Below are 24,552 nucleotides of genomic sequence, written 5' to 3'. Positions count from 1 at the left end.
CTAACACGAGAACACAGACAAGAATCAAGCTATCTAAGATATAACGTTCAAAAGCAATTCATGCATTGATAACCTACCTAGTTAACAATCCACACTCACAAGGCTCTATAAAAGTAAAAGATACCCTCATTAAACTTTCGGTAGCCGAGACAAAATCGCTGGCACAATTAATTTATGAACTGGTCCAACAAACAGCATGTAAGCCTTACCTAAGCGGTTATTAACATGTACAACCGTCGTGATAGAAACTTTTTGAACATCATCTTCCGACTCTATATACAAAGACAACCTAACATTAAGATGCTTATCATTGTCTTCCAGAATAACTTCGTTTGCTTCATTCATAAAAACAGAAAAAATGCCGACTCGATCTCCTTCTAGATAATCATCAGCTTGTTTTGAAGAAATAATATCTCCCAATGCCCCAAGGTCCTTCAATCCCAGACAGCTAACAATTCTGTTACGTAGAGACATTAAGAAGTTAAACCACTCAGGGGCTTCTTTCACCATAGACAACCAAATTTCCATGGCAGTCTGATTTTTATTTACGACATAACCAACAAAGCAATCCATAAAATACGCATTGTCAGTCATCAACGAAATAGCGGCTTTTTGAGGGGGATTATTCATATTTTTATTCCTTTAAACCCTTTCCTTTAATCTATTTACTTTTGTTTTCATTGTTTAAAGAAAGACGTCATATCTAATCTTACGAACACAAAAAAACAAAAAATCAATCATCGCTAACGATTCAATATCTGCTTAGTTTCAAATGACAACGGGGTGGACTTCCAGCCGCCAATATTAGTATCCACATCGGCACCAACACTCACATCTACCGCTATGGGATCAGAACTTGTCAAAAGGCGGTACAAACTAGAACCCATACCACTCATAGCGATAGAAAGTGGTATCGAAAGGTGCTGAGTCTTACCTTCCAATAAGTCGATGTTTTGAATCCTGCCTTCGCCTAGTGATTTACCCTCTGTCTTTAACTGATAACGAACGTTACTCAAGTTCACATCAAAGCGGTTAGGATTAACAATCTCCAAGTCGACACTAAGCTTAACGCCACTTAAACCAATTGAATCTATATTTAAATTTTTAAACGTAATGTCCGGTTGCTTAGGGATAGGAAGAACACCTGCAAAATCAACTGGCATATCAAAATCACCTAATACAGGTAAATTGATCGCCACTTTGCCTTCAACTGCGTAATCCAATTCTGTTTTGTTTGCCAAATCGCCTACGCTCTTAATAACTTGATCAAACGTCAATGTTACAGGCAACCGCACACTATTACTGCCTTTTGCAGGCAAAGATAAACTGCTATCAGGCTGATCTATCGTCGCTATATTGTGTTTATTGACTAACAGATCTAGATCAAAACCAGCTGTCTTAAGTGCAAAAGAGTTAGGGTTAGTAACTTTCACATCAACCAACAGAGTCACGGCCTCAGTCGATAAACTCTCAATCGAAACACCCGTTACCGATGCCGTTGGCTTATGGACATCCATCGTCTTCTGTAAAGCGCTACAGCCAGACAAAAGTACAATGAGCGCCATTCCTATAAAACGATAAAACATACTACCCTACCTTCTCTTAATCACTGGAAGATAGCCTTGTATACACTCAGGCAATCGTTGTACAAATACAGACCGAACCGCATGCCAATAAATAGATAGCAACAACAAAGATGCCCCCATCACAATACCAGTAATCGCAAAGCTATAACCAACACCGCCGTAATTTTCAATTAGACTCGTCAAAGCGTAAATCACATACATCAATGACGACACCATAAAAGCGCGACGATCAATAGAGATAGATACCATCGTCATCAATAAATACAGAAGCACAATCAGCAACATATTACTCAAACTTTCATTACCATCTAGCACCCCAAGGCTTGAAAAAATAGGATGGATAATCAAAGGTGCAGACAACAAATGCAACCAAAAAGCCACATCAGATTTGCGTGTTGTACGACTTGTATCGCCCGCATCCCAATACATAGCTAAAACAAACGCCACACAACCGCATAAAAACAAGGTCACCATGACAAACCCAGCACTGTCAGGAAAAATACTCAGCACTGTAGAGCCCAATAAAGCCAGCCCAGTCCCTGTCCCAACAGCAACCGTAATAGGCACATTAAAACGGCGCCAATGAACGTAAGCAGCCAGTGTTGAAAAAGCTGTAGCGAAAATCACCGCGTAACTAGATTGAATACCAAATAAAGACACCGTAAAAGCAAACACTCCACCAACAAATGCCAGCAACAACACAATCGCTGGCAAAGCCATTTTCCGGCGCAGTACAAATACTTCTGCTAGCCCCCAAGATAAGGCAGCAAACACCAAATAGCCTAAGCTTTCATTAATCGACATCAACACCCAAAGCGATGAAAACAACAGCAAAGCACAAGCAATCACAATAAAAATATCGTTAAAACCACCTACCAAACGAAAGTTCTCTTCATCTACTGCCGAGGAGCCATTTGAGGACGATACAAGCTGGCGAAACTCCTCTACCGACGTAGCAGAAAAAACACCATTCTTGACCGCTAAATTTAAATCTTCGTCTGTGTACATAACCATCCTTAACAATACAATTTGTGTTACACGCTAAACTTACTGCGAAAGGCAAAATAAACTGCGCCAACTAAACATAACCCAGCCCATAGGTAATCCAGTTTTAAAGGCTCTTTTAAGTAATAAACAGAAAATGGTACAAAGACCATCAAGGTTATCACTTCCTGCATAATTTTTAACTGTCCAACATTCAGTGCAGTGTAGCCAATACGATTAGCAGGCACCTGCAACAAATACTCAAATAGGGCAATGCCCCAGCTGATCAAAGCAGCAATGATCCAAGGCTTATTATTCAACTCTTTTAAATGAGCATACCAAGCAAACGTCATGAAAATGTTGCTACAAATTAATAAAGAAACACTCAAGGCAATAGGATTCATATACTTTCCAGAGAATACAAATAGGTGGCTAATAAACAGTACTTTTACAAATAAACTACGGAACATCAGCAGAACAAAAATACTTGCGAACATTACCAAATAGAACCCAATTTCTAAATCAAAATTAAGCTCCACATCCGAAAAAAAAGGAACGTCAAAACGTTCCTTCTATGACAATAATTTTATCACTCTCATGGGTGCATAGCAGGAGCGCCACCATACCCTGGTCCACCGACATGTCTGGGACCGGGCGGTCCAGGAGGCGCCATAACACAAGCTGTCATCGTCACCACAACAATACCAACCGATAGAAATCGAAACATTTGCTTGATGATTTTCATAATAAACCCCATTGATGAAAAATCATCATAGAAACTTGCTTGGCGTTACACAAACCATCAAACAATATTATACAAAAGTATTCTTAATTCCCCCTTAAAAGCCTCAAAAAACTGACAAAATGAGCACCAAAGCATAAGTCATATTGAACTAAGTAACTTTCTTAGCACTATTGAATAAAGTATCCCTTTACTTGCTCCACAATAAGAACATACTCAGTTTGCTACGTAACAAATTTCACGGCGTCTATTACAACCGTGCGCAGCAACAGCCCTTAAGTTGGTGAGAACCGACTGAGGTTATACAGTGATGACTAATGGTGAATATCATGAGCAAGGGTCAAAACAGTAAAAAAGAGACAAAAAAGAAACCGCTTTTAACGGCAAAAGAAAAGAAAGCAGCGAAGGTGACCAAAAAATCTCCGACCAATGTATTAGGTAATTAATCCCTCCAGCTAGCCACCATATTGTCATGGTGGCGTTAAATTCGAGTCATCTAAGCCCTAATTTGATTAGGGCTTTTTTATTAAAACCACCGTTGTAACGCAAATCAATTACTATGGGCGCGAAGACTTCTGCGAGCCTCTACCAACTGACGGACGCTTACCATTTGTAGCCGGCTTGCCATTACTTTTTGGTGATCCACCCGGTTTACCGGTTGGTCGTTTACCGGCACCGTTGCCTGCAGGCTTTTTACTATCACCAAAAGGACGTCTGTCTTTGCCCTTAGAACCTGCTGGTTTTCTAGCGTCATCTTTAGGGTGTTTAGTATTCCCTTTTGCTGCGCTCATTGGTTTTGACGACAAGTTTGATTTTGAAGAGCCGTCAGTACGAGTATTTTTTCGTGGCGCATTGCGAGACTTCTTCGCTGGCGCACTGACTTCTGAAGATGAATCTTCAATAGATTTCAGCAACACAGACAATTCTTTGGGTGTTAAATCTCGCCACTCTCCTACTGGAATGCCTTTTAGGCTCACGTTCATAATTCGTGTTCGCTCTAATTTAACGACCTCATAACCGAAATACTCACACATACGGCGAATTTGACGATTCAAACCTTGCACTAACGTGATGTTAAACACGTTAGCAGTAACCTTAGTAACAGGACATTTCTTTGTCATCGTTCCCAAGATAGGCACACCACCGGCCAAACCAGCAATAAAATCATCAGTGATCGGCTTATTCACCGTCACCAAATATTCTTTCTCGTGATTATTGCCAGCACGCAATACTTTATTAACTAAGTCGCCATTGTTGGTCAAAAAAATCAAACCTTGGGAATCTTTGTCCAAACGACCAATTGGGAAAATACGAACCCCATGGCTAACAAAATCAACAATATTATTTTTTTCTGAACTTTCCGTGGTACTCACAATGCCAACGGGCTTATTCAGCACAATAAAAACAAAGTCATCCGCATCCTGCGGCTCAATGATCTGCCCATTAACTCGCACCGTATCACCGGCAACAACTTGATCGCCCACCGAAGCACGCTTGCCATTGATGAACACATTACCTTGTTCAATAAAGCGGTCAGCGTCTCTTCGAGAGCAGATACCGCTTTCGCTGATGTATTTATTTAAACGAGTAGATGAAGCGTTAAACATAAAGTGCCATTTTTACCTAATAAAAAGCCTTTCTTATTAAAAAAGAGCCTAAACTGAATGAATCGTCAACAACGAGATGGCGCCCATTATATAGGAAACGCAGTGAGCATTTTAGGAGAGAAAGCCAGAAACCTAGAAATATATCCATAATCGTATAACTGTTAAGAAAGTCTTAATCTTGCATCGCTAGAATTGATGAGCAAAAGCGGTGGCACCACCTCAATCGGTTATCTATGGAGATTCAAATGCAAAACCAAGAGCGATCTTACAACACAGCGCAAATTTTACTGCACTGGGCCATTGCGGCTTTAATTATTTTTAACTACTTCGTCAGTGAAGGAATGGGACGCGCTTTTCGTCAACATCTAGACGACAGCAACACTGGTTATAACTTAGTTTCATCACTGCATGTATATGTCGGCTTGGGCATAATTGCTCTGGTTGTGATCCGCATTATCGTTCGCTTCATGTCTAAAAAATCCAAAACAGACTCGAAGAGTTTACTCGACCGCGTCTCTCGTATCGTCCATGAATTCTTATATTTACTGATGTTTTTAGTGCCAGTATTTGGCGCAACAGCTTGGTACTTAGGCATTCATATCATGGGAGATGTACACGAAATAGCGATGAACATCATGATGACGTTAGTCTTGCTACACGCAGCTGCAGCATTGTTTCATCAATACGTATTGAAAGATGGAACACTACTAAAAATGTTTGGGCAAAAATAACCGCCAATAAATATTGAGTCCTTTGTACGATGTAACGAGCGAAACCAAGACGAGGCAAAAACAGACGAAAAAGCGGAGTTTATGGGTTATAAATGAGTATTTTGAGTCTGTTTTTAACAAAGTATTGGTGAGCACAGTAGTCGTAAAAAGGCCTCAAATTGTTACTGATGCGTCTCTAGATAGTATCTCTCCTGTTCAAGAATACGATCTGAATTAAGAGACGCAATGCTCACTTCATGGGAGTGAGGCAACATGCCAATGGTTTGTAAATGCAAATAGCGCATCGCACAAACTCGTAAAAAAGACGTGAAATTATCTAAATCGTGACCAGCGTCCAAGGCTTCATGATTGAGCTTGGCGATCATTTGCGACAGAGACAACTTGTCGCGCTGAGCTATCTCTTCCAGCGTAAACCAAAAGAAACTTTCCAATCGAATACTGGTGACCATGCCATCAATACGCAAAGAACGAGTGACATTCTGCCATAGGCTAGGATCTGAATTCACAAAGAGCTTACACATTGTATTTTCCCTACTGAATGACGTATTTTTATTATTGGAATGAAATGGCTCAATGCAAATAGTCTAGCCCAAGATACGGGGAAAAAGTCGGATGAGTTCATACTTTTACACTTACTAAACTCACCCGAACTCATTCAGTACATTTAACTTAGCTTTCCAATAACACATAAAACTGAGCAAGCCACGCCGGATGCGCAGGCCACGCTGGCGCTGTTACTAGATTACCATCAGTCACCGCTTGATCAACAGGGATATCCATAAACTCACCTTTCGCAAGCTCCACTTCCGGCTGACAAGCAGGATACGCAGAACATTTTCTGCCTTCCAATACACCTGCAGCCGCAAGCAACTGCGCGCCATGACAAACCGCCGCTACAGGTTTATTGGTATCAAAAAAGTGCTTCACCATCGCAACTACGGTTTTATTCAAACGAAGATACTCAGGTGCTCGACCACCTGGAATCACCAAAGCGTCGTAATCTTCCACCTTGATATCCGCAAACGTCGCATTCAAAGCAAAACGGTGACCCGGCTTTTCTGTGTACGTTTGATCACCCTCAAAATCATGAATCGCCGTCGCCACCGTATCGCCAGACTTCTTATCTGGACACACCGCATGCACCGTATGACCGACACTCATCAACGCCTGAAACGGCACCATAGTTTCATAGTCTTCCGTGAAATCACCCGTGATCATTAAGATTTTTTTATTAGACATGACACTTTCTCCTGTTTTGGTTAAAACGTCCTATGTTGTAACAGCTAGAGAAAGGGAAAAGGTATTAAGGGGTTATTACATTGGGGTTTCACCGTTGGCGATTTGGTTTTCTTTGGTTCCATTCAAACGCTTTGTATTCCCGACCTTTATTCCGCTCTGCTGAGCGTGTAACTTTTGCCAAACGACGCAAAAGTTACCAAAAGGTCTGTTTAAGATCTTTAATGCCTGATTTTCTGCGTAGGAACATGATTGCTACCTACGCTCGTTATATCGTAAGGCATGGATTGTTTTTGATGTGACGAGGAAGGGTATTTTTAACTGACTCCGAAACGCCATAAAGTCGCGCAACTTCGTCGCGTCGAACTGACTTCATAGTGGAACCCAAAAACGTAGATCAGATAAGACGAGGAGCGAGGCGTAATCTGACGCTGAAAGCGAAGCTTTCATTTTGTAAGTCGCACCTTTAGGCCGACTTGGAGCTTAAGCTTCTCTCAAACGCTCTATATTCGCAATGTATTGGTCAACTAATTCAGCTTTGTTGAACGGGGCTTAGTCCCTTCCCCTTTTGCCTTCCAAGGGGAAGGTCAGGATGGGTTGTTCTTTAGATCTTCTGGTATATTTGTTACCTATCAATGACTCTAAGATGCACACTAATTCAGCTCACCTGAGTGGAATAAAGGTTGGAAGTTCAAAGCATTTGAATGGAAATTCCTTGCCATCCTAAAGAGTTTGCTACTTACCAGCAGCCGCAAGAGCCACACCAAAGCCGATAAATGTTCCACCGCCAAGACGATTAACCATACGTCCACCTTTTTCAGAAGAAAGCCAGCCACGTGCCGTTTTTGCTAGATACGCATAGAGCAAATGAATGATGACAACGAGACTGCTGTAGGTGACCACTAAGAGCGTAAATTGCCCGACGTAATTCGAGGTGAAGTCGATAAATTGTGGGAATACTGACATAAAGAAGAACACCGCTTTTGGATTTGTCAGTTGAATTGTTAAGCCTTCTATAAACTGTCGTTTTTTGCTTCTGATAGCAGAACCGTTACCTTCAATTTTTCTAGCAGGTGAACGCCATAATTTAATACCAAGATAAACAAGATACGCAGCTCCGACAAATTTCATGATACTGAATGCAAGTGTCGATGTTGCCAGTAAAAGCCCTAAACTAGTGGCTGATACACCTGCGACTATAAATGTCCCAAAGGAAATCCCGAGAATCCCACCAATAGCGCCAGACATACCATAGCGAATCGAATTAGTAAGCGTCAAAATAACACCTGGGCCAGGACTTAAAACTGTTGCTATGGCAATGATTAAAAATAAAGCATAACTGTCCATTCATATCTCCTTCGTTACATCAACTTATCTTAGTTTACCCAACCAATCATCCACACTTTACATCCTCTTATCTTCGAGAAAAACAAATATTAGGGATACAAAACGCTAGAATAGAAATTTATCTCGGTTTCAGTTCCGCCAAAGCATCAGATAACTTTTTGGCTGTAACAATAGAGTTGACTTATAAGTAGATATAAATGAAGTAAAGCCGAGAAAGCTTTTTATCATCAACACTTATGGCCATAAACTCTGGCGAATTGGCTTCAAATGAAAAACGAATCTATTTTTCACCTGAAACCAATTTAATGATTACGCTTTTTTAGTCATTATAAAATGAGCATTTCAAATCAATAATAGTGATCTTTGAAAATCAAACTTACCTGATAAATTAACACTCTGGTGAAAATATGTTCTTAATATATTGTGAGAACTCTTTTGGCTTCTCTTGCGGCATCATGTGACTTTCACCACGTAATTCTTTTAATTGGCTACTCCCTAGCAACTCTGACGCTCTAACCGTTACCAACTTAAAAAGGTCACGAGTGTTCTCACCATAACCAAAAACAACAGGAACATTGATTGTTGACACAGTCTCAGCATTTATCAAAGGCTGCTCTTTTTGATTGAGCTGATAAGACAAAGTATATTTTTTAGCAAGCTGAAGTGCCTTTACCGCTTCACTTTGACCATGAAAATAGCCTTGCTCATTTCCTGAGCCATCAATCAAAGACTCCACCGCTTGCACAAGATTGCCTTGAGAATAATGTTCAAAAACAGGACCAAACATCTTGTTAGCATCCAGCTGCCATGCCCCCAACTCTGGTTCTTGCAAACATCCGGGATAACCAAGCTCATAGAGAAAAACCTTAGCAACAGACAAGTCGTGCTTTACTAAAGCATTCAACACCACATCCGCACCATACGACCAGCCAACTATATTGACTGCTTTATCCTTGGAAAGCTGATTAACCAACTCAGCTAAATCATCAGCATGAGTATTTAAACCAAAACCTTCTACATCACCTTCATCAAAACAACGTAACGTAATAGACACCACTTCAAAATCAGCAGTTAAATACGCCAAGTGATCATTCCACATAGAGCTATCAGTCAATGCTCCATGAACCAAAACAAGGTAATCTCCGTTACCTTCTCTTTTGTATTTCATTATCAAATCTCATTAAATTATTAATGCCAGCTTAAGTGGCTGACAACCTACTACCAAGAGCTTCCTCTTAACACAGTAACCGCAAAAGCCAAATCCAACTAAAACGGCCAAACGTTAAGAATCCGTCTTAAAGCGCTTGTTATCCGTAGATTGTTTAACCAAGTACAGGTCGAAAAAAACTACGCTCATAACTGATAATGCAGTCCACTTTATCGGCAAATTCGAAAGCTTTAATACACTCAGCGTCATTCAGAGACTTAGTGCGATAATCCTCGTAAGCAGACAAGCTTTCAAATGTAAAAAGAGCCAAAGCGATATTATTTGCGCCTTCAGATGGTAGAAAATAGCCATTGTGTTGGCCACCAAATTTATCAACGAGAGGAATCCACATTTTCGCGTATTCTTCGAACTCCCTCACCTTCTTGGGATCTATCACATACCTGACATAGCAAGTAATCATAAACATCAATTCCTTCTAATTGCTAATTTTGTGGGTTAGGCAACGCCAAATTAAGGTGAGCACAACACTTACACCTTGCCTAAAACATTACGTCATAAAAACTAAACTAGCTGGGAGTGAAAGCATCGAGCGTTGTGAATCACTCTTAAATTGTTTGTTATGTAACAAGCGCCTTAGATAGGCAAATTGAGCGTCTTACACCAACATACTTACCATATGCGTCCGACTCTGAATAAGCGTTACGCAGATAAAAATTCACTGCCTTTAAATTGACTCTTCGTGTGGACAGTACGGCATTTTTGTAGCCTTTTTCAATCGCATAACTTTCGAGCTGTTCAAGTAAATAAGTTCCTGCACCTGATGTATTTGAGTACATTCGCTTGAGTTCACAAACTTCACTTTGGTGGTACCTAAAAACCCCACACGCTACTGCAACTTTATTTAGATACACCACAATACATCCATCTTTCGACGAATCAAAAGCACCAGATGAAAACGAGCTTTCGCCAGAATCATTAGTGATCTGACTAAGTGATGAGTTCAATTCTGCTACGAGCAATTGAAAGTCAATGTTGTTTGGTTCTACTTTTTTGTGTTCGAATATCATATCTGTCACATAACGCCACACTAATCGGACTAAAATTGTGGGTTATAATGTGGAGCGAAGCGAAACCTAACCCACGGTTTTAGTTACGTTTAAGTGCCTTATTAACTTTCAACTGGCGAACATTTTGCACAAAGAATATATGTCCGTACTTATTTTCAATATATTTGGCTTCGGCAACATCTTTAAAAGCACTTACAATACCAACGGGGTTAACTATTGTTGGCATTGGTAAATTGCTTAATATACCCCCTAATAAGGATGTACCAACATCAGGCTTTAAGTCAGTCACTAAACTCCACAAGTCTTGCTGATATTTTTCTAACAAATCGGTATGAAAATCAGCTGAATGAAATACTAAGTCATAAATAATTTTTCTAAAATTGTGAATACTTTTATCACTTCTCAGTTCAAAAATTTCATCCCAAGTTAAATCTTCAAAACTAGGTAACAACATATCATTTTCAAAAATTGCGTGAGCTTCTAGACCAACATTTTCAGACTCTTTGCAAATAGCTTTAGATATAATTGGAGAATAACTTGGCAAAAAGTCAATTTTCTCCTCGGCTAACAGATTATTTGTTCCCATCTCAACATATATATCGCCACTCAATTCTTTAACATCATCGATATCATATGCGTATGAATCAGGAGCTAATCCATTAATACGACGTATTTCTTCATGAGAAAAACTACCAATTCGATTAGCCGACTCTCTGTCTATAGCTTGAAATATATTACTTTCAAATTGTTTTGCATTATCGACTATATCCCAACAATCAATAAATAAATCAGAGAAGTATTTATTTTTAGCTAGTTGCTTTCTTTCATTAAATTCGCCTTTGCCAGATATAAGTAATGAAATACACTCTGCAAGATTTTCAGCAAGATCATTTTTACCAATTGGGCAACCTCGTCGATTAAAAATAATATTGTCGTAAAGAATTGCGTATCGCTTAAGTATGCTTTCGCGATCGATTGCAGATCTACTAAAATTACATAAACTTGATACTGAAGATGATACGTACATATGACCTCTGAAAGTTAACGCTTTGCTAAGCGGCAATAAAATAGCTGGCTAAAATTAGCGAGGAACGAGCAAAGCCAGCTATTTTTTGTCCGTTTCAGCAACTTGTTAACTGTACCTTACTCAAAGCTCACAGCTACTAGTGAGAAATCATCTTTACTTCCCACCTTTTGGACTTGCTTCTTCATATTTAGACATACCTGAGCTAGGTCTATTGAAGAAACATTACCAATTACACGCTTCCCTTCAAATGCCTTATAAACACCATCAGAAACAAGTATTATTGATCCTGACTTAATTTCTTCATGGTGTAATTCTATTTTAAACTCTTTAAAAGGCCGAAGTGAGTTCGTTAGAACATTTTCTGAACGGTGGTTCTTCAACTCTTTTTTAGTAAAAACACCACGCTCTAATAGAGTTTCTTTTTCGGTATGATCATTAGTGATTTTCTTTAATGCACGACCATTTATTACATATGCTCTTGAATCGCCTACATTTCCTATAGTGACCCCTTTTTTATTTATTTTACAAACAACTAAAGTTGTTGCCATTTTTTTTGAGGAAAGCTCTTGGCTGGCGATTCTTTCTAATGATAATTGAACGCTTTTAAATATATCATCCATATTAGGGGAAGAACTTGACTTTATTGTGTCAAATACAGATTCGATAGCCGCTATTGCTGTTAATTGTGCTTCTGAACTTCTTCCCACACCATCAGCTAATGCAAAATAAATATCTTCATTTACAGTAACTGCTGGCAATACTGCATCATGGTTATCTAGACCTTCTGATTTTGGATAAGAGAAGGAGCAAGATTCAATAATTTTTCTTTTTATTCTAATCATCTTTCAGCTCCCTTTGGTAACTTTGCTAAAACGAATTGCATTTCATTTTCAATTTCACCGACAGACTGATACCTTTCTTTGATATCTCGTTTAGTACATTTTTGGATAATATCACCGAATACACATTGAGATTGACGTTCTTCAAAAGGAAAACCGAATTCTGACTTCTCACCAAACAACCAAAGCAACAATACACCCAAAGAGTAAATATCTGAAAGGTTAGTAGCATCCTTTGCGTTAAGAAAGCACTCTGGAGCCATGTAGTTCTGCGTTCCCATACCTACATTTGTCGAAGTTATATTACTTGTTTCCTCTCTACTCGATGGTGCAATAAGACCAAAATCAGAAACGGCATAAAAATAATGCCCTTTTTGATCGTGATATCTAAGAATATTGGCTGGTTTGATATCACGATGAGTATGTCCTTTTTGGTGAATATCACCGATACCACTCAAAATATTAGAAAATGCATTGATTCTTACAGATAGATCAAAATTAAAACCACGAGAAGATTCTTGCCCCAAACAACATGCAGCCAACGGCATATCAAAATAAGGTGGTACGGAGTCTAAGTTAGAGTTTATTACAGGTACGATATTCTTATGATTAAATCTGCTCTGATATTCGACTTCTCGTCTAAAACGTCGTATTAGTTCTACATTATCATCTTCATAAGAAGTTAACTCTAAAGTTTTTCTAGCGAACTCTTGCCCATTGCGATCAACTTCTTGACGTACACACCCAAAACCACCTCTTCCTAAAATATTTGTCAAAATCAATCCTTAGTTACTACTTGATTAGGTTGTACAGTTAACATTTTAATAGTGCGCATGCGCGTTTACACATTTTTAAATTCACTCAAAAATCCTTTTAAATTTCTGAAGAATAATACTTTTTAACTGATCTCCACCAAAATCAAAACTGGAAAAACGAGCATGCGTGTTATTCCTATTATCCACAGCGCGTTATTTCTGCTCTGTGAATCCTTATTCATTGATATTAGGAGACTTTCTTTATTCCTGCTAGTACAAAATGCGCACAATTGATTTATTTAAAATGGCTAAACGCGCAAAAAAGGGATCACTTAGAAAATAAACTGTATATACAGTCATAATCAGCTGATTGTCGCCCCACAATGAAAGCTTCGCTTTCAGCGTCAGATCACGCCTCGTACCTCGTCTCATCAGACCTACGTTCTTTGGTGTCTATTATTGAATTCACTATGAAGTCAGTTCGACGCGACGAAGTTGCGCGACTTTATGGAGTTTCAAAGTCAGTGTTTGAAGATCTATCTCCCACCAAATAAACAATCTATGCCTTACTGCCCTAGAGCGTCGGAGAAGCAATCCTTCGATGAAAAAAATCAGGCATTAAAGATCTTAAAGCGAATTTTTGGTAACTTTTTGGGCGCTTGCAAAAAGTTACCCGCTCAGCAGAGCGGAAAAAAGGTCGGGAATACAAAGCGTTTGAATGGAACATAAATTCCGCGTCGGGCTGAAGCCGCGCCCCACAATGAAAGCTTCGCTTTCAGCGTCAGATCACGCCTCGTGCCTCGTCTCATCAGACCTACGTTCTTTGGTACCTATTATTGAATTCACTATGAAGTCAGTTCGACGCGACGAAGTTGCGCGACTTTATGGAGTTTCAAAGTCAGTGTTTGAAGATCTATCTCCCACCAAATAAACAATCTATGCCTTACGGTAAAGGTCGTCTTGCTAAACCAGTATTAAACAAAATAAATGAGACGTTTGGGCGATAGCCCGATAAAGCGACCTTTTGGTTACTTTTGTGTCGCTAGACAAAAGTTACCCGCTCAGCAGAGCGGAAAAAATCAGCAGCTCAAAGCCATTGAGAAGTAACAAATACACCTTCAAACTCAAATAAAAACGCCTTCCCTTTCTTCAAAGAGAAGGCGCAAAACAAGTTTTGAACGCTTTTTTAAAAGCCCTACTCCCCGATGTGCCATCCATTAGTAATTGGATAACGACGATCTCGTCCAAACCCACGAGCCGTAATACGCACACCAGTGGGTGCTTGACGACGTTTGTATTCGTTCACGTCGACAAGGCGAAGCACGCGATAGACGGTTTCTCGGTCAAATTGATTCGTCGCTAGAATGGCTTCGGCGCTTTGATCTTCTTCGATGTACATGCGCAATATTTCATCGAGAATATCGTAGCTTGGCAAAGAGTCTTCATCTTTTTGATCTGGAGCCAGTTCCGCAGAAGGTGGACGAGTGATAACACGCTCAGGAATCACGTAGCCTAAGGTGTTACGGTAGCGGCACAGTTTGAAAACCAAGGTTTTGAAGACGTCTTTTAGTACGGAATAGCCGCCGACCATGTCGCCATATAGAGTGGCATAGCCAACGGCCATTTCGCTCTTGTTGCCTGTGGTTAAGACCATGTAGCCTTTCTTGTTAGAAATCGCCATTAAGGTTACACCACGGGTACGAGCTTGCAGGTTTTCTTCTGTGGTGTCTTTGGCGTAGCCTTCGAATTCTGGCGCCAATACGTCGGTAAAGGCTGACACCATGGATTCAATTGGTAAGACGCTGTATTTCACTCCAAGCAGTTTTGCCTCTTCTTCAGCATCATGCAAGCTGATTGACGAGGTATAAGTGTAAGGCATCATGATGGCTTGAACACGGTCTGCGCCGATGGCATCTACTGCTACTGCAAGAGACAAGGCGGAGTCGATACCGCCACTCAAACCCAATACAATTCCTTTGAAACGGTTTTTGGTGATGTAGTCGCGTAAGCCAAGCACCATGGCTTGATAGACACTGGCTTCCACTCCCAACGCTGGAGCAATAACACCTGCAACAGGTTCAACCTTGTTTGGTTGACTTTCGTCGACGATCATATCGATGCTGTACAGGCCGGCTTCAAACCAAGGCGCTTGCATGATTTTCTCGCCTTTGGCATTGACTACAAAAGAGCCGCCTTCGTATACCAATTCATCCTGCGCGCCCATATAGTTCACATAGACAATCGGCAAAGTGACTTCAGTCGCACGCTGATGGAGCAGTTCTTCACGCTCGCCCATTTTTTCAATGTGATAAGGCGAAGCATTCAAGTTAAGGATCAATTCCGCGCCAGCCGCTTTAGCTTGTGCGATAGGTTCTGGATGCCAAATATCTTCGCAGATACTTAAGCCAACTTTTACACCTTTGATATCAACAAGACCCGCTTCACGACCTTCGCTGAAGTAACGTTTATCATCAAACACTAGGAAATTAGGCAGTTTTTGTTTGGCGTATTCCACCAGCAATTGACCTTGGTAAATCACGCCAGCGCAGTTAAATAGTTCGCCATCAATACGACGTGGATAACCAACAACTACGTATATATCGTGAATCTCGGCTAATAATTTCGCCAAGGAAGATTCAATACGTGTATCCAAGCTAGAACGTAATAATAAATCTTCTGGAGGATAGCCAGTTAAGGTTAATTCTGGAAAAACCACCACATCCGCGCGTTCTTCATCACGGGCTTTGTTCGCCGCATCAATAACGGATTGGGTGTTTTTTGTAATGTCGCCGACCAGCATATCCAGCTGGGCCATTGCAATTCGTAATGTCATACAGTTGCTATCTCGTGAACTCTGTTAGAATATGCCCGTTATTGTCTGGAATAACCCAAGCTAGGTAAAGTGTATGATCGTACGTTTGATCGTTTTTGTTGCTATTTTCTTTATTGGTTGGTGGTTGTATCGCCAATTTGTCGCTTTTAAACGCAGTCAATCGCCTGCGGAAGCAAAAAAACAGGATTCGCCTAAAAAGGACGAATCACAAGAAAGTATGGTTCGCTGTGAAGAATGTAAAACTTTCACGCCACGTTCTCATGCTATTCATGACCAAGAAGCGCGTCCATTTTGCAGCGCGGAACATTTAAAAGCCTTCAACCAGAAGCACTAACCCAACCGTTTGCAAGCAATCTATCTTCTCGCCACCACCAGCATAGATACTGTTGCTGGTTTTGTGTGGCGCAGAGTCGGTAGGAAATCTTAGAATTATCAGATTCATCCGGCAGCGACTCGTAACTTTCCCAGCGATAATGCACAAGCTGGTTATCTTTTTGCCAAGTTTTTTCCTGTGAACGCTCGCCTAAATCACAAAAGCTAATACATTCGCTCGCCTTTGCAGATGTGAAACTAGGAGAAACAACTAAGGCTTGCCGAAAGTCTGTCCAAATTTGCTGATCGGCTTCCACTTCATTCACTTGCCCACGCCATTGATAAGCGGCCATGAGCCTTTCTTGAAAATGCATCGACAAGCTAGACATCGCCAGTAGCAAGGCAACAATGGGCAAAGACACCCAACCTTGTTGTGCATGAAACAATGACACATTCATTTTATCTATTCCTTAAGATTTTCATCTCATCCATGTGAATGAAAAAACACACAGATTACAGCACGATTATTTGATTACCCACGCCCTGACAAGGCGAATGATACTGCCATTTTTCGCCTCTCATAGAATGGTATTCTTGATGAAATTCTGCATCACGGTTGGCTTTGCAATCACTTAATCGATACTGATACTCCACCCATAAACCACGTAGATTTTTTAAGGGGAAGCGTCCATATTCTGTGTCCAATGTGTCTACCAAACCATTTCGACTATTATCCAATAAAGGAAAAACAGCAAAGCGCTCTAAGCCATTCCATAGCTCTAACGACTTACCGCTTTCTTCTGGTGTGCGCCATAAGGCTCTCCAGCCATCTTTACCTTCTGCGATATACCAATAAAAACCATCTTCACTTTGAATAACGCCTGACTGACCAATAGCTGCATCATCCTCAAGTTTAATCTGGCTTTTACTCGCAGAGTCGCTAAAAACATGCCCAGAATAATTTGACTCGCAAGATGAAAAAGTCGTTCTATCGCCCGCTTTCCAATGGCAGGCCATGGTCGTTTCCATGGGATTATTTCGAACTGTTACTGAACTGCGACACAAGCCGTAATCAGCGCCCTGTAGCCAGTCTGAGTTTTTGTCGATTCGTCGCGTCGCCAAACGAATCGGTGGCGACATGCCCGATTCAATCGTCAAATATAACGACTCATCTATCGTACAACTGGCAGGTAAAAGGCGTAACCACTGCGCCTTCAGGTGCGCATCAATAGCCGCTTTTATGGTGTGCTGATCTTGATAAGTTTGAGCCAAAAGATGACGCTCCTGCATGCGAGCAATCGCCATCACTAAAAAGGGTAAAAACAAGCTGATCAAACCACACACCACCAGCAACTCGATCAATAAGCTGCCTTTCATATAACGTCGCTGATTCATCGTGTATCCTCTTCACTCAATGTGAGTGTCGTTGACTCAAACAGAAAATGCTGTGAGGCATGGAACCAATTTTTAAGCTCATTGCCAGTACATTTTTGACAATCAGGATATCCTTCGTTGGACGAGCTCTGAGCATCTAGCCAAATCAAAGATCCCGTCAGCTGTGCCATTGCTGCTTGTTTTTGTTGATTTTCGTGCAGTTTTCGGTGCTCTTCTACTTGCTGAACAGATTGCCATTGTGCTGAGCTCTGACGCTGTAAAACTAGTAACACCACAGCAAATAACGCCAAACAAAGAATCACTTCGAGCATGATCCAACCCTTTTGCCTTGGCTTAGACAATCGCTGCATTAATCGCTGTTTATTCATCCGCATTGCCCTCCGCCCATTCCTTGCGAATAAGAGTCTTGTGAATAAGAGTCTTGCGAATAAAAGCCTCGTGGATCGGTGAGATAAAAACGCCCGCTTTGATTGAGTATTAACTCAGCTTGCCAAGCTCCCAAACAAAACTCAAAGGTGCCATTTTGATAACCAGACAAACCGTTAGATCGAAACTCTATCTGCTGTTTCTTCACGGGAAAGCCACTCCATGACACCGCCAATAATGGCTCGAAGATAACCTGCCGATAGCGTTTTTCAGCTCCGCTATTAGGCTCAATTTGATAAAGTGTAAATCCTGAAGACCAAACACCGTCACAATTCAAGCCACCACACAAAAAGCTGGTTTGACCGCTAATTACCGCCAATTGACGAGCCTGCGTGAGTGCATCCGCTAAGCGCTTCATTTCATTTTTTAGGGTGTTTTTGTCTTTGGTGTTTTGACTAACGCTAAGAAAATGCGCTGAGCCTGCGTGAGCTAATATGCTCAAAATAGCTAGTACACAGAATAATTCCAGCAGAGAAAAACCGTATTGACGGCCCATTAAAAACCTCCTTGTTTTCATGTGTTTTTTTACATTTTCTTTCTAGAAAATCATAAAATTAACGGGCTTCCTGCCCTTTTTAGCAACGCTTGTTTTATCTTAACGCTTATTTTTTTCTTAGTTCGCTGCAAACCAATTATTAATATGATTGGCGATTTGTCTAGGTTTTTGAAAGGGTAATGAATGATCACACGCGCTCAGCGTTTTATGTTGCCAAGCAGCGTTCTGCTCGCTCAACAAATCATAGTGTTGGCGCAAGGCCTCATGGCTTAATTCACCCGAGAACAAGAACACTTGTTCTGACGCATCGATCATCGCTTGGCGAATATGCGGCTCATTCACCATCAACGCTACATGGTCCGTTACTGCATCCAATGCATAAGCAAAACCAAAAGGTCGGTGAGCAAGGCGCGATTGCGTGGTAGCTTCTGCAACAGGATGTTTACGTCTATTCGGTGACACGCCATCCATAAAACTTGCTACGCCAAGTTCCACATCGCCCGTATCACGAATCAGTTTCGATGCATGACGATACTTTTGGCGCACATCCATCAAGGTAGATAAATCTTCACGATCCAAAGACGCAGGTTCTAACAAAGCCATTTTGACTTTCTTTTTGCCTTGCAAGCTACGCTGATAATTTAGGTTCAGCGCCACAAGACCGCCTAGGGAATAAGCAACTAGATCAAAATCATCCCATTTCACATGAGCCAATAAAGCTTCTACTTCGTCGGTTAATTCGGTAACCGACACAGCACCCTCTTCACCATGATGATGAAAAGAATCGCCCATGCCTTTTAGATCGGGCACCAGCATCCAACGCCACTGGGTAAAATACGGCAGCATCGGAGAATAAGTAATTTCCCCAGCGACGCCTGCACCATGTAGCAACAGACAAACTCGGTCGCTTTGCGCTTCTGGATTCTCGTAAAGACGGTACGCAATACGCGCATTGGGTAAAGAAAGAAAAAAAATGTCAGACACTTGTAATTAACCTGTGAGGACCCTTATTAAAAGAATACAATGCTGCGATCAGCAAAACGAATACATTGAGACCTTGCGCCATATTGTAATTGCAATCAGTCAATACAATTACAAGTCGAGCGAAACCAAAACTCGGCTATTTTTAACAAAGCAATGGTAAACGCAGATCTCATATTACTAGGTATTAAAATAAATGTCAGAAATCAAACACGTAAATCTCCCTTATCAGGCGTCGTTACTGTCTTTCTTTTCTGCTGTGCGAGACTTACCTTATCCCGCTTTACTCGACAGTAACCATGAACACTTTCCTGATACAAATTACGATATTTTAGTCGCCAACCCACTTGCTCGCATTCATCCAGTTCAAAACAGTCAGCCTATCACTTGGTACATCAAACCGCTTTACGCGCTAAGCAATACTGACAACCCAATGACCTTGCTGAACGAATTAATGAGCTTAATTTGCCAAGAAGCTTGGGCGACATCAGCTCCGAAAGATTTGCCATTTGTTGGTGGCTTACTTGGCTATTACGGTTATGAAAGTGGACATTTTGTTGAGCAATTGCCAGATACAGTAGAGCATGACATTCGGTTGGAAACCTTGAGTATTGGCCTTTATGGTTGGGCAGTAATTACCTGTCACAAGAAAAAAACCACCCAATTAATTACTTCACCTTGGTGTCCTTCAGAAGACGTTGCTGATCTTATCAATCGCTTCACCAGTGCTTGTGATGATGTATTGGTAAAGCATGATTTAAACGAAGCACGACCTTTTCATTTGCAAGCGCCTTTTACTTCAAACATGACAGAAACCGAGTACGCGCAAAAGTTTTCTACTGTGCAAGATTACATTCAGTCCGGTGATTGTTATCAGGTAAATTTGGCGCAGCGTTTTTCAACTTGCTACCAAGGTGACACTTTTACGGCGTATCACACATTAAGAAACGTTTGCCCTACGCCGTTTTCGGCTTATATGGAATTTTCACCAGAGCAAAGTTTACTAAGTCATTCTCCTGAACGATTCCTCTTGTGTGATCAGGGTCGAGTAGAATCCAAGCCAATCAAAGGCACAGTAGCGCGCGGTAAAACACCTGAAGAAGACCAAGCCAACGCAGATTGGTTGCTTGCATCAGAAAAAGATCGTGCCGAAAACCTGATGATTGTCGATTTGCTGCGCAACGACCTAGGCCGAACCTGTTTAACCGGCAGTATCAAGGTGCCAAAGCTGTTTGCTTTAGAAAGTTATGCAAATGTACATCATTTGGTTTCCACGGTAGAAGGTAGGATTGATCAGGCGGATCAAGCGATTCGAGTTTTCCATCAAAGCTTCCCTGGCGGCTCCATTACTGGCGCACCTAAGATTCGCTCTATGGAAATTATCGATGAGCTAGAACCTCATGAACGTTCAGCCTATTGTGGTTCTATCGCTTACTTCAGTGCGAATGGTCAAATGGATTCCAGCATTACGATTCGCACATTGGTCGCAGACCATGGCAACTTGCACTGTTGGGCAGGCGGTGGACTGGTCGCGGATTCGAAATGCCAAGAAGAATACCAAGAAACCTTTACCAAAGTGGGCAAGTTAACCCATACTCTAGAACAAGACTTTTTGAAATAGGCCGTATCATGTCTGACATAGAGCAGTTTTTAAATGCTCCTCCCATTGACCTAAGCTTGGATGATATTCGCGCTGCATTAGACAGAGAACCTTATGCGCAACAAATCCATAACCCAGACGAGAAAATGTTTCCTAGTGGTTATGATTTGAACTACCGATCTGCTGCCGTACTCATCCCTATTTGGAAAGAGCCAGAAAATGGCGAGTTGTATGTACTTCTAACCCAACGCGCGCTTCACATGCGCAATCATCCGGGACAAATAGCCTTCCCCGGTGGCAAACATGACCCAGACGATGCCAGCATCCAATACACAGCACTGCGTGAAACATTAGAAGAAGTCGGCCTCTCACCGGATTGTTTCGATCTATTGGGAGAGCTTGGCGAGTATTGCACCATTTCGGGCTATTGCATAAAACCCATCGTCGCCGAAATGACGCGTAGAAGCGAATTAAGCCTGTGTGAAGAAGAAGTAAAATCCGTCCATTGGGTGCCTTTGCGCTACTTGCTCACACCACAAAATTACCGTTTTAAGAAGAAAGTGCTCGATACAACGTCTCGTGGTTATTTTGAAATTGACTACGAAGATATCCGTATTTGGGGTGTTACTGCAGGTATTCTCTACGGACTTTATCAAACACTGGCCAGACATATACGTTAATGGTTTTAGTCTTTTCTCTCTTTACCCTTTATTAAGTATTATAAGGATAGTTTTCTTTCGTCTTTTATTTCATTGACACAAATTGATAAGGTACAACTAACGTAACTTAGAACACGGTAAACCTTCCTATGCCAGCATTTGATTTAGCGTCTTTTATTGCTAACAACAAAGAAGACGAAGCTCAAAAAATCATCCATAACGCGATGAAAGAATTCGACAACATTGCCATCTCTTTTAGTGGTGCAGAAGATGTTGTTCTAATTGACATGGCAGTCAAAGCAAAAAAAGACATACACGTATTTTCTCTTGATACTGGTCGTTTGCATGCAGAAACGTATCGTTTCATCGAACAAGTTCGTAAACACTACAAGATCAATATCGATATTCTTTCCCCTGACCGTGAAGCACTCGAAAACTTCACCCGAGAAAAAGGCTTATTTAGCTTTTTTGAAGATGGCCACAAAGAATGCTGCGGCATTCGCAAAGTACAGCCACTTAAACGTAAGCTCTCCACACTAGACGCGTGGATCACTGGACAACGCAAAGACCAAAGCCCAGGTACACGTAACGTTTTAGCCTTTGCTGAAAAAGACAGCGCATTTAGTACAGATGAAAAAGATCTATTTAAATTCAATCCATTGGCGAACTGGTCTTCAGAAGACGTTTGGAACTATATCAAGATGTTTGATGTTCCCTACAATGAATTGCATTTGAAAGGTTTTACCAGCATCGGCTGCGAACCTTGTACTCGCCCTATTTTACCGAATCAACACGAACGTGAAGGTCGTTGGTGGTGGGAAGAATCAGAACACAAAGAATGTGGGCTACACATTGGCAACTTAATACCAACAACTCAACAATAAGCTCTTCTTTTTGTTTAGAAGCACTTAAATTATAAGCGTCTAAAATTAAAAGTGCCTGATACCATCAGGCACTTTTAATTTCTTTAAACACATCATTTGATTTACTTTCTACATGGCTTTGCCATGATGCGATAAAGTCTTGATAGCATAATTCTAGTTCTGTTATGTGTTGCAACAAAACTTCTCCTGCTGGTGTCATGTCCGTTGTTCGACCATGTCGAATCAACAAAGGCTCACCTAAGTCCCGCTCTAATTTTTGAATGTGTTGGCTGACTGCTGGCTGAGTTAATCCCAACTGCTTCGCAGTTTTCGTAAAACTCCCCGTTTCAACCAAAGCCTTAAAAGTAATAAGATGTTGTGTATTAAGCATAAAGATTCCTTATAGTAGATCCCATTATGCCCAATGCCTATTTTACGAACATTGACCTATATCGTGTTTTCATGAAAGACTCAAAGTTATTAACCTAAGTGGATTAAGAGCATGACTACCGCACAAGACACAATGCTACCTTGGCACGAAAGACAATCTGGCCATAAAAAATCCCGCGACAACGATTACCGTACACCTTACCAGCGCGACCGAGCCAGAATCATCCACAGCGCGGCGTTTCGTCGCTTGCAATCCAAAACTCAAATTCTCGCCATTCGACAAAACGACTACAGCCGCACGCGCTTAACACACTCTTTAGAAGTCGCCCAAATTGGCAACGGCATTGTTCACCAACTTAAATTCAGCTCACCTGCTGACGCCGACTTTCAACCTTGGCTCGCCGATGATGCTTTAATTGAAACAGTTTGCCTCAGCCACGACATCGGCCACCCACCGTTTGGACATGGCGGAGAAGTTGCCCTTAACTACATGATGCAAACCTATGGCGGCTTTGAAGGCAACGCACAATCATTAAGAATCCTAGGTAAGCGCGGCTCCTACTCACCCACTTATGGGATGGATGTCACGCGCCGCACTTTATTAGGGATTTTAAAATACCCTGTTTTACACGCGAGTGTGGTTGGAAAATACCCAGAAAAACCCGCTAACTTCCGCCAATTCAAAGCCTCTAACTGGGCGCCACCAAAATGCGTCTATCAAGAAGAGCAAGACTTACTCAATTGGATCATCGAGCCGTTTAGCCAAACAGACAAAAGCTTATTACAAGAAGTAAACCAAACTGATTCAGACAGCCACGCCAAAGCCAAACACGCCAGCTTTGACACAAGCATCATGGACCTCGCCGACGACATCGCCTATGGTGTTCACGACCTAGAAGACGCCATCGTCCTTGGCATGGTCACCAAAGATATGTGGCTAGAACACCTAGAACCAAAACTCGCAGCTTTGGCATCACCCTTTTTGGCCGAAAACCTAAACGACATTCGTACCCAATTATTCAGCCGCCAAAGCCACCTTCGCAAAGAAGCCATCGGCAGCTTAGTTAGCTGGTTTATCACCTCTTGTCGAGTCATCGAAAAGCAGCAATTTGAACATCCGTTATTGCGCTTTCAAGTCGGCTTACCAGAAGGCCAACGTCAAGCATTAAACTTGTTAAAACAATTCGAAATGCAACACATCATCCAACGCCCAGAAGTGCAAATGCTCGTCTACAAAGGCCAGCAAATGTTATTGGAAATGTTTGAAGCCTACTCCGCCGATCCGAGCCGATTACTGCCAAGAGAAATCGCCAACGAATGGCAAAAAAGCCAAGATCGAGGAGAAAGCGGACTTCGCATCATCTGCGACTACATGGCTTCCATGACCGACGACTACGCCAGCCGCATGTACAATAAATTGTTTGTTCCGAGCTTGGGCTCGGTTTTTGAGCCAATGTAGTTGGGTTTAATTACAATTCGATTTGGAGCCAAAGGGATATTTGGCTCCG

General features: G+C 41.4%; 28 protein-coding genes. 6 read left to right on the top strand and 22 right to left on the bottom strand.

Annotated elements, in window-relative coordinates; all coding sequences use genetic code 11:
- Window positions 1–129: 129 nt before the first annotated feature.
- The 6 genes from CCS02_RS04885 to rluF all read right to left on the bottom strand — a co-directional run bounded on the left by CCS02_RS04885 (window position 130) and on the right by rluF (window position 4,919).
- Entirely contained in the window at window positions 130–630 is a 501-nt protein-coding gene (locus CCS02_RS04885) for a DUF2867 domain-containing protein (RefSeq protein ID WP_100635988.1), read from the bottom strand.
- A 113-nt stretch (window positions 631–743) separates the two neighbouring features.
- A complete protein-coding gene (locus tag CCS02_RS04880) occupies window positions 744–1,586 on the bottom strand; it encodes an LEA type 2 family protein (RefSeq protein WP_100635987.1) in 843 nt (280 codons plus the stop codon).
- A gap of 6 nt (window positions 1,587–1,592) precedes the next feature.
- Window positions 1,593–2,594, bottom strand: coding sequence for a hypothetical protein (locus tag CCS02_RS04875; RefSeq protein WP_100635986.1), 1,002 nt, complete (start codon window positions 2,592–2,594; stop codon window positions 1,593–1,595).
- Between the two features lie 26 nt (window positions 2,595–2,620).
- Complete coding sequence (locus tag CCS02_RS04870) at window positions 2,621–2,974, bottom strand: DMT family protein (protein WP_012070624.1); 354 nt, start codon at window positions 2,972–2,974, stop codon at window positions 2,621–2,623.
- Window positions 2,975–3,165: 191 nt separating this feature from the next.
- On the bottom strand, window positions 3,166–3,315 hold the full coding sequence (locus tag CCS02_RS22130) for a hypothetical protein (protein ID WP_157789930.1): 150 nt from the start codon (window positions 3,313–3,315) through the stop codon (window positions 3,166–3,168).
- A gap of 554 nt (window positions 3,316–3,869) precedes the next feature.
- Window positions 3,870–4,919, bottom strand: coding sequence for a 23S rRNA pseudouridine(2604) synthase RluF (rluF, locus tag CCS02_RS04865; RefSeq protein ID WP_100635985.1), 1,050 nt, complete (start codon window positions 4,917–4,919; stop codon window positions 3,870–3,872).
- Window positions 4,920–5,164: 245 nt separating this feature from the next.
- Here rluF and CCS02_RS04860 point away from each other — a divergent pair, with 245 nt between their 5' ends.
- Window positions 5,165–5,650 (top strand): cytochrome b, encoded by a 486-nt coding sequence (locus CCS02_RS04860; RefSeq protein WP_072838126.1) that lies wholly within the window; start codon window positions 5,165–5,167, stop codon window positions 5,648–5,650.
- 161 nt (window positions 5,651–5,811) lie between these two features.
- Here CCS02_RS04860 and CCS02_RS04855 read toward each other — a convergent pair whose 3' ends face one another.
- The 10 genes from CCS02_RS04855 to CCS02_RS04805 all read right to left on the bottom strand — a co-directional run bounded on the left by CCS02_RS04855 (window position 5,812) and on the right by CCS02_RS04805 (window position 15,922).
- Window positions 5,812–6,171 (bottom strand): ribbon-helix-helix domain-containing protein, encoded by a 360-nt coding sequence (locus CCS02_RS04855; protein WP_100635984.1) that lies wholly within the window; start codon window positions 6,169–6,171, stop codon window positions 5,812–5,814.
- 148 nt (window positions 6,172–6,319) lie between these two features.
- The gene (locus tag CCS02_RS04850; protein WP_072838128.1) at window positions 6,320–6,889 is read right to left on the bottom strand and encodes a DJ-1/PfpI family protein; all 570 of its coding nucleotides are present in this window, start codon (window positions 6,887–6,889) and stop codon (window positions 6,320–6,322) included.
- Between the two features lie 732 nt (window positions 6,890–7,621).
- Window positions 7,622–8,233, bottom strand: coding sequence for a LysE family translocator (locus tag CCS02_RS04845; RefSeq protein WP_100188571.1), 612 nt, complete (start codon window positions 8,231–8,233; stop codon window positions 7,622–7,624).
- A gap of 388 nt (window positions 8,234–8,621) precedes the next feature.
- Window positions 8,622–9,401: an alpha/beta fold hydrolase gene (locus CCS02_RS04840; RefSeq protein WP_100635983.1), complete on the bottom strand. Its 780-nt coding sequence runs from the start codon at window positions 9,399–9,401 to the stop codon at window positions 8,622–8,624.
- Between the two features lie 154 nt (window positions 9,402–9,555).
- The gene (locus CCS02_RS04835) at window positions 9,556–9,861 is read right to left on the bottom strand and encodes an NIPSNAP family protein (RefSeq protein ID WP_100635982.1); all 306 of its coding nucleotides are present in this window, start codon (window positions 9,859–9,861) and stop codon (window positions 9,556–9,558) included.
- Window positions 9,862–10,018: 157 nt separating this feature from the next.
- Window positions 10,019–10,468 (bottom strand): GNAT family N-acetyltransferase, encoded by a 450-nt coding sequence (locus tag CCS02_RS04830; protein WP_100635981.1) that lies wholly within the window; start codon window positions 10,466–10,468, stop codon window positions 10,019–10,021.
- 79 nt (window positions 10,469–10,547) lie between these two features.
- A complete protein-coding gene (locus tag CCS02_RS04825) occupies window positions 10,548–11,495 on the bottom strand; it encodes a hypothetical protein (RefSeq protein WP_100635980.1) in 948 nt (315 codons plus the stop codon).
- A 116-nt stretch (window positions 11,496–11,611) separates the two neighbouring features.
- Window positions 11,612–12,337: a PP2C family protein-serine/threonine phosphatase gene (locus CCS02_RS04820; protein WP_100635979.1), complete on the bottom strand. Its 726-nt coding sequence runs from the start codon at window positions 12,335–12,337 to the stop codon at window positions 11,612–11,614.
- Complete coding sequence (locus CCS02_RS04815; protein ID WP_157807972.1) at window positions 12,334–13,110, bottom strand: protein kinase domain-containing protein; 777 nt, start codon at window positions 13,108–13,110, stop codon at window positions 12,334–12,336. Before CCS02_RS04815 ends, CCS02_RS04820 begins: the two co-directional genes overlap by 4 nt.
- A gap of 1,174 nt (window positions 13,111–14,284) precedes the next feature.
- On the bottom strand, window positions 14,285–15,922 hold the full coding sequence (locus CCS02_RS04805; RefSeq protein WP_100635976.1) for an NAD+ synthase: 1,638 nt from the start codon (window positions 15,920–15,922) through the stop codon (window positions 14,285–14,287).
- 73 nt (window positions 15,923–15,995) lie between these two features.
- Between CCS02_RS04805 and CCS02_RS04800 the strand changes: the two genes are divergently transcribed.
- Window positions 15,996–16,256 (top strand): PP0621 family protein, encoded by a 261-nt coding sequence (locus CCS02_RS04800; RefSeq protein WP_072838138.1) that lies wholly within the window; start codon window positions 15,996–15,998, stop codon window positions 16,254–16,256.
- Here the strand turns inward: CCS02_RS04800 and CCS02_RS04795 are convergent.
- The 5 genes from CCS02_RS04795 to CCS02_RS04775 form a co-directional block, all read right to left on the bottom strand.
- On the bottom strand, window positions 16,240–16,692 hold the full coding sequence (locus CCS02_RS04795; protein ID WP_100635975.1) for a hypothetical protein: 453 nt from the start codon (window positions 16,690–16,692) through the stop codon (window positions 16,240–16,242). The two genes, CCS02_RS04800 and CCS02_RS04795, sit on opposite strands and share 17 nt — an antisense overlap.
- Window positions 16,693–16,747: 55 nt before the next feature.
- Window positions 16,748–17,629 carry a type II secretion system protein gene (locus CCS02_RS04790; protein ID WP_100635974.1) on the bottom strand — a complete coding sequence of 294 codons (882 nt, stop codon included), beginning with the start codon at window positions 17,627–17,629 and terminating at the stop codon, window positions 16,748–16,750.
- Complete coding sequence (locus CCS02_RS04785) at window positions 17,626–18,003, bottom strand: type IV pilus modification PilV family protein (RefSeq protein ID WP_157807971.1); 378 nt, start codon at window positions 18,001–18,003, stop codon at window positions 17,626–17,628. The genes CCS02_RS04790 and CCS02_RS04785 overlap by 4 nt, the downstream gene beginning before the upstream one ends.
- Window positions 17,994–18,551 (bottom strand): GspH/FimT family pseudopilin, encoded by a 558-nt coding sequence (locus CCS02_RS04780; RefSeq protein ID WP_100635972.1) that lies wholly within the window; start codon window positions 18,549–18,551, stop codon window positions 17,994–17,996. Before CCS02_RS04780 ends, CCS02_RS04785 begins: the two co-directional genes overlap by 10 nt.
- Window positions 18,552–18,668: 117 nt before the next feature.
- Window positions 18,669–19,535 carry an alpha/beta fold hydrolase gene (locus CCS02_RS04775; RefSeq protein ID WP_100635971.1) on the bottom strand — a complete coding sequence of 289 codons (867 nt, stop codon included), beginning with the start codon at window positions 19,533–19,535 and terminating at the stop codon, window positions 18,669–18,671.
- Window positions 19,536–19,728: 193 nt separating this feature from the next.
- On the opposite strand from CCS02_RS04775, the gene pabB reads away from it, so the two are divergent.
- From pabB to CCS02_RS04760, 3 genes are all read left to right on the top strand, one after another.
- The gene (gene pabB / locus CCS02_RS04770) at window positions 19,729–21,153 is read left to right on the top strand and encodes an aminodeoxychorismate synthase component I (RefSeq protein WP_100635970.1); all 1,425 of its coding nucleotides are present in this window, start codon (window positions 19,729–19,731) and stop codon (window positions 21,151–21,153) included.
- Between the two features lie 8 nt (window positions 21,154–21,161).
- Entirely contained in the window at window positions 21,162–21,812 is a 651-nt protein-coding gene (locus CCS02_RS04765) for an NUDIX hydrolase (RefSeq protein WP_012070652.1), read from the top strand.
- Window positions 21,813–21,940: 128 nt separating this feature from the next.
- Window positions 21,941–22,675 carry a phosphoadenylyl-sulfate reductase gene (locus CCS02_RS04760; protein WP_100188716.1) on the top strand — a complete coding sequence of 245 codons (735 nt, stop codon included), beginning with the start codon at window positions 21,941–21,943 and terminating at the stop codon, window positions 22,673–22,675.
- Window positions 22,676–22,739: 64 nt separating this feature from the next.
- On the opposite strand, the gene CCS02_RS04755 is transcribed toward CCS02_RS04760, so the two are convergent.
- Complete coding sequence (locus CCS02_RS04755; protein WP_072838145.1) at window positions 22,740–23,045, bottom strand: LysR family transcriptional regulator; 306 nt, start codon at window positions 23,043–23,045, stop codon at window positions 22,740–22,742.
- 111 nt (window positions 23,046–23,156) lie between these two features.
- Between CCS02_RS04755 and CCS02_RS04750 the strand changes: the two genes are divergently transcribed.
- A complete protein-coding gene (locus tag CCS02_RS04750) occupies window positions 23,157–24,503 on the top strand; it encodes an anti-phage deoxyguanosine triphosphatase (protein WP_100635969.1) in 1,347 nt (448 codons plus the stop codon).
- Window positions 24,504–24,552: the final 49 nt, after the last annotated feature.

Origin of the sequence: Marinomonas sp. ef1 (genome assembly GCF_002806845.1) — a bacterium.
In the GTDB taxonomy this organism is placed as follows: Bacteria; Pseudomonadota; Gammaproteobacteria; order Pseudomonadales; family Marinomonadaceae; genus Marinomonas; species Marinomonas polaris.
Note: the sequence above shows the minus strand (reverse complement) of the source record. Positions and strands in the feature narration are given on the sequence as shown.

Excerpts from the sequence above, each read along its gene's own strand:
- CCS02_RS04855 (WP_100635984.1), bottom strand. The coding sequence starts at position 6,171 with ATGTGTAAGCTCTTTGTGAATTCAGATCCTAGCCTATGGCAGAATGTC.
- CCS02_RS04885 (WP_100635988.1), bottom strand. The coding sequence starts at position 630 with ATGAATAATCCCCCTCAAAAAGCCGCTATTTCGTTGATGACTGACAAT.
- CCS02_RS04870 (WP_012070624.1), bottom strand. The coding sequence starts at position 2,974 with ATGAATCCTATTGCCTTGAGTGTTTCTTTATTAATTTGTAGCAACATT.
- CCS02_RS04860 (WP_072838126.1), top strand. The coding sequence starts at position 5,165 with ATGCAAAACCAAGAGCGATCTTACAACACAGCGCAAATTTTACTGCAC.
- CCS02_RS04800 (WP_072838138.1), top strand. The coding sequence starts at position 15,996 with ATGATCGTACGTTTGATCGTTTTTGTTGCTATTTTCTTTATTGGTTGG.
- CCS02_RS22130 (WP_157789930.1), bottom strand. The coding sequence starts at position 3,315 with ATGAAAATCATCAAGCAAATGTTTCGATTTCTATCGGTTGGTATTGTT.
- CCS02_RS04790 (WP_100635974.1), bottom strand. The coding sequence starts at position 17,629 with ATGAATCAGCGACGTTATATGAAAGGCAGCTTATTGATCGAGTTGCTG.
- CCS02_RS04780 (WP_100635972.1), bottom strand. The coding sequence starts at position 18,551 with ATGGGCCGTCAATACGGTTTTTCTCTGCTGGAATTATTCTGTGTACTA.
- CCS02_RS04840 (WP_100635983.1), bottom strand. The coding sequence starts at position 9,401 with ATGAAATACAAAAGAGAAGGTAACGGAGATTACCTTGTTTTGGTTCAT.
- CCS02_RS04795 (WP_100635975.1), bottom strand. The coding sequence starts at position 16,692 with ATGAATGTGTCATTGTTTCATGCACAACAAGGTTGGGTGTCTTTGCCC.
- CCS02_RS04875 (WP_100635986.1), bottom strand. The coding sequence starts at position 2,594 with ATGTACACAGACGAAGATTTAAATTTAGCGGTCAAGAATGGTGTTTTT.
- CCS02_RS04760 (WP_100188716.1), top strand. The coding sequence starts at position 21,941 with ATGCCAGCATTTGATTTAGCGTCTTTTATTGCTAACAACAAAGAAGAC.
- CCS02_RS04785 (WP_157807971.1), bottom strand. The coding sequence starts at position 18,003 with ATGCGGATGAATAAACAGCGATTAATGCAGCGATTGTCTAAGCCAAGG.
- CCS02_RS04750 (WP_100635969.1), top strand. The coding sequence starts at position 23,157 with ATGACTACCGCACAAGACACAATGCTACCTTGGCACGAAAGACAATCT.
- CCS02_RS04850 (WP_072838128.1), bottom strand. The coding sequence starts at position 6,889 with ATGTCTAATAAAAAAATCTTAATGATCACGGGTGATTTCACGGAAGAC.
- CCS02_RS04880 (WP_100635987.1), bottom strand. The coding sequence starts at position 1,586 with ATGTTTTATCGTTTTATAGGAATGGCGCTCATTGTACTTTTGTCTGGC.
- CCS02_RS04820 (WP_100635979.1), bottom strand. The coding sequence starts at position 12,337 with ATGATTAGAATAAAAAGAAAAATTATTGAATCTTGCTCCTTCTCTTAT.
- CCS02_RS04765 (WP_012070652.1), top strand. The coding sequence starts at position 21,162 with ATGTCTGACATAGAGCAGTTTTTAAATGCTCCTCCCATTGACCTAAGC.
- CCS02_RS04835 (WP_100635982.1), bottom strand. The coding sequence starts at position 9,861 with ATGATTACTTGCTATGTCAGGTATGTGATAGATCCCAAGAAGGTGAGG.
- CCS02_RS04825 (WP_100635980.1), bottom strand. The coding sequence starts at position 11,495 with ATGTACGTATCATCTTCAGTATCAAGTTTATGTAATTTTAGTAGATCT.
- CCS02_RS04830 (WP_100635981.1), bottom strand. The coding sequence starts at position 10,468 with ATGATATTCGAACACAAAAAAGTAGAACCAAACAACATTGACTTTCAA.
- rluF (WP_100635985.1), bottom strand. The coding sequence starts at position 4,919 with ATGTTTAACGCTTCATCTACTCGTTTAAATAAATACATCAGCGAAAGC.
- CCS02_RS04805 (WP_100635976.1), bottom strand. The coding sequence starts at position 15,922 with ATGACATTACGAATTGCAATGGCCCAGCTGGATATGCTGGTCGGCGAC.
- CCS02_RS04755 (WP_072838145.1), bottom strand. The coding sequence starts at position 23,045 with ATGCTTAATACACAACATCTTATTACTTTTAAGGCTTTGGTTGAAACG.
- pabB (WP_100635970.1), top strand. The coding sequence starts at position 19,729 with ATGTCAGAAATCAAACACGTAAATCTCCCTTATCAGGCGTCGTTACTG.
- CCS02_RS04845 (WP_100188571.1), bottom strand. The coding sequence starts at position 8,233 with ATGGACAGTTATGCTTTATTTTTAATCATTGCCATAGCAACAGTTTTA.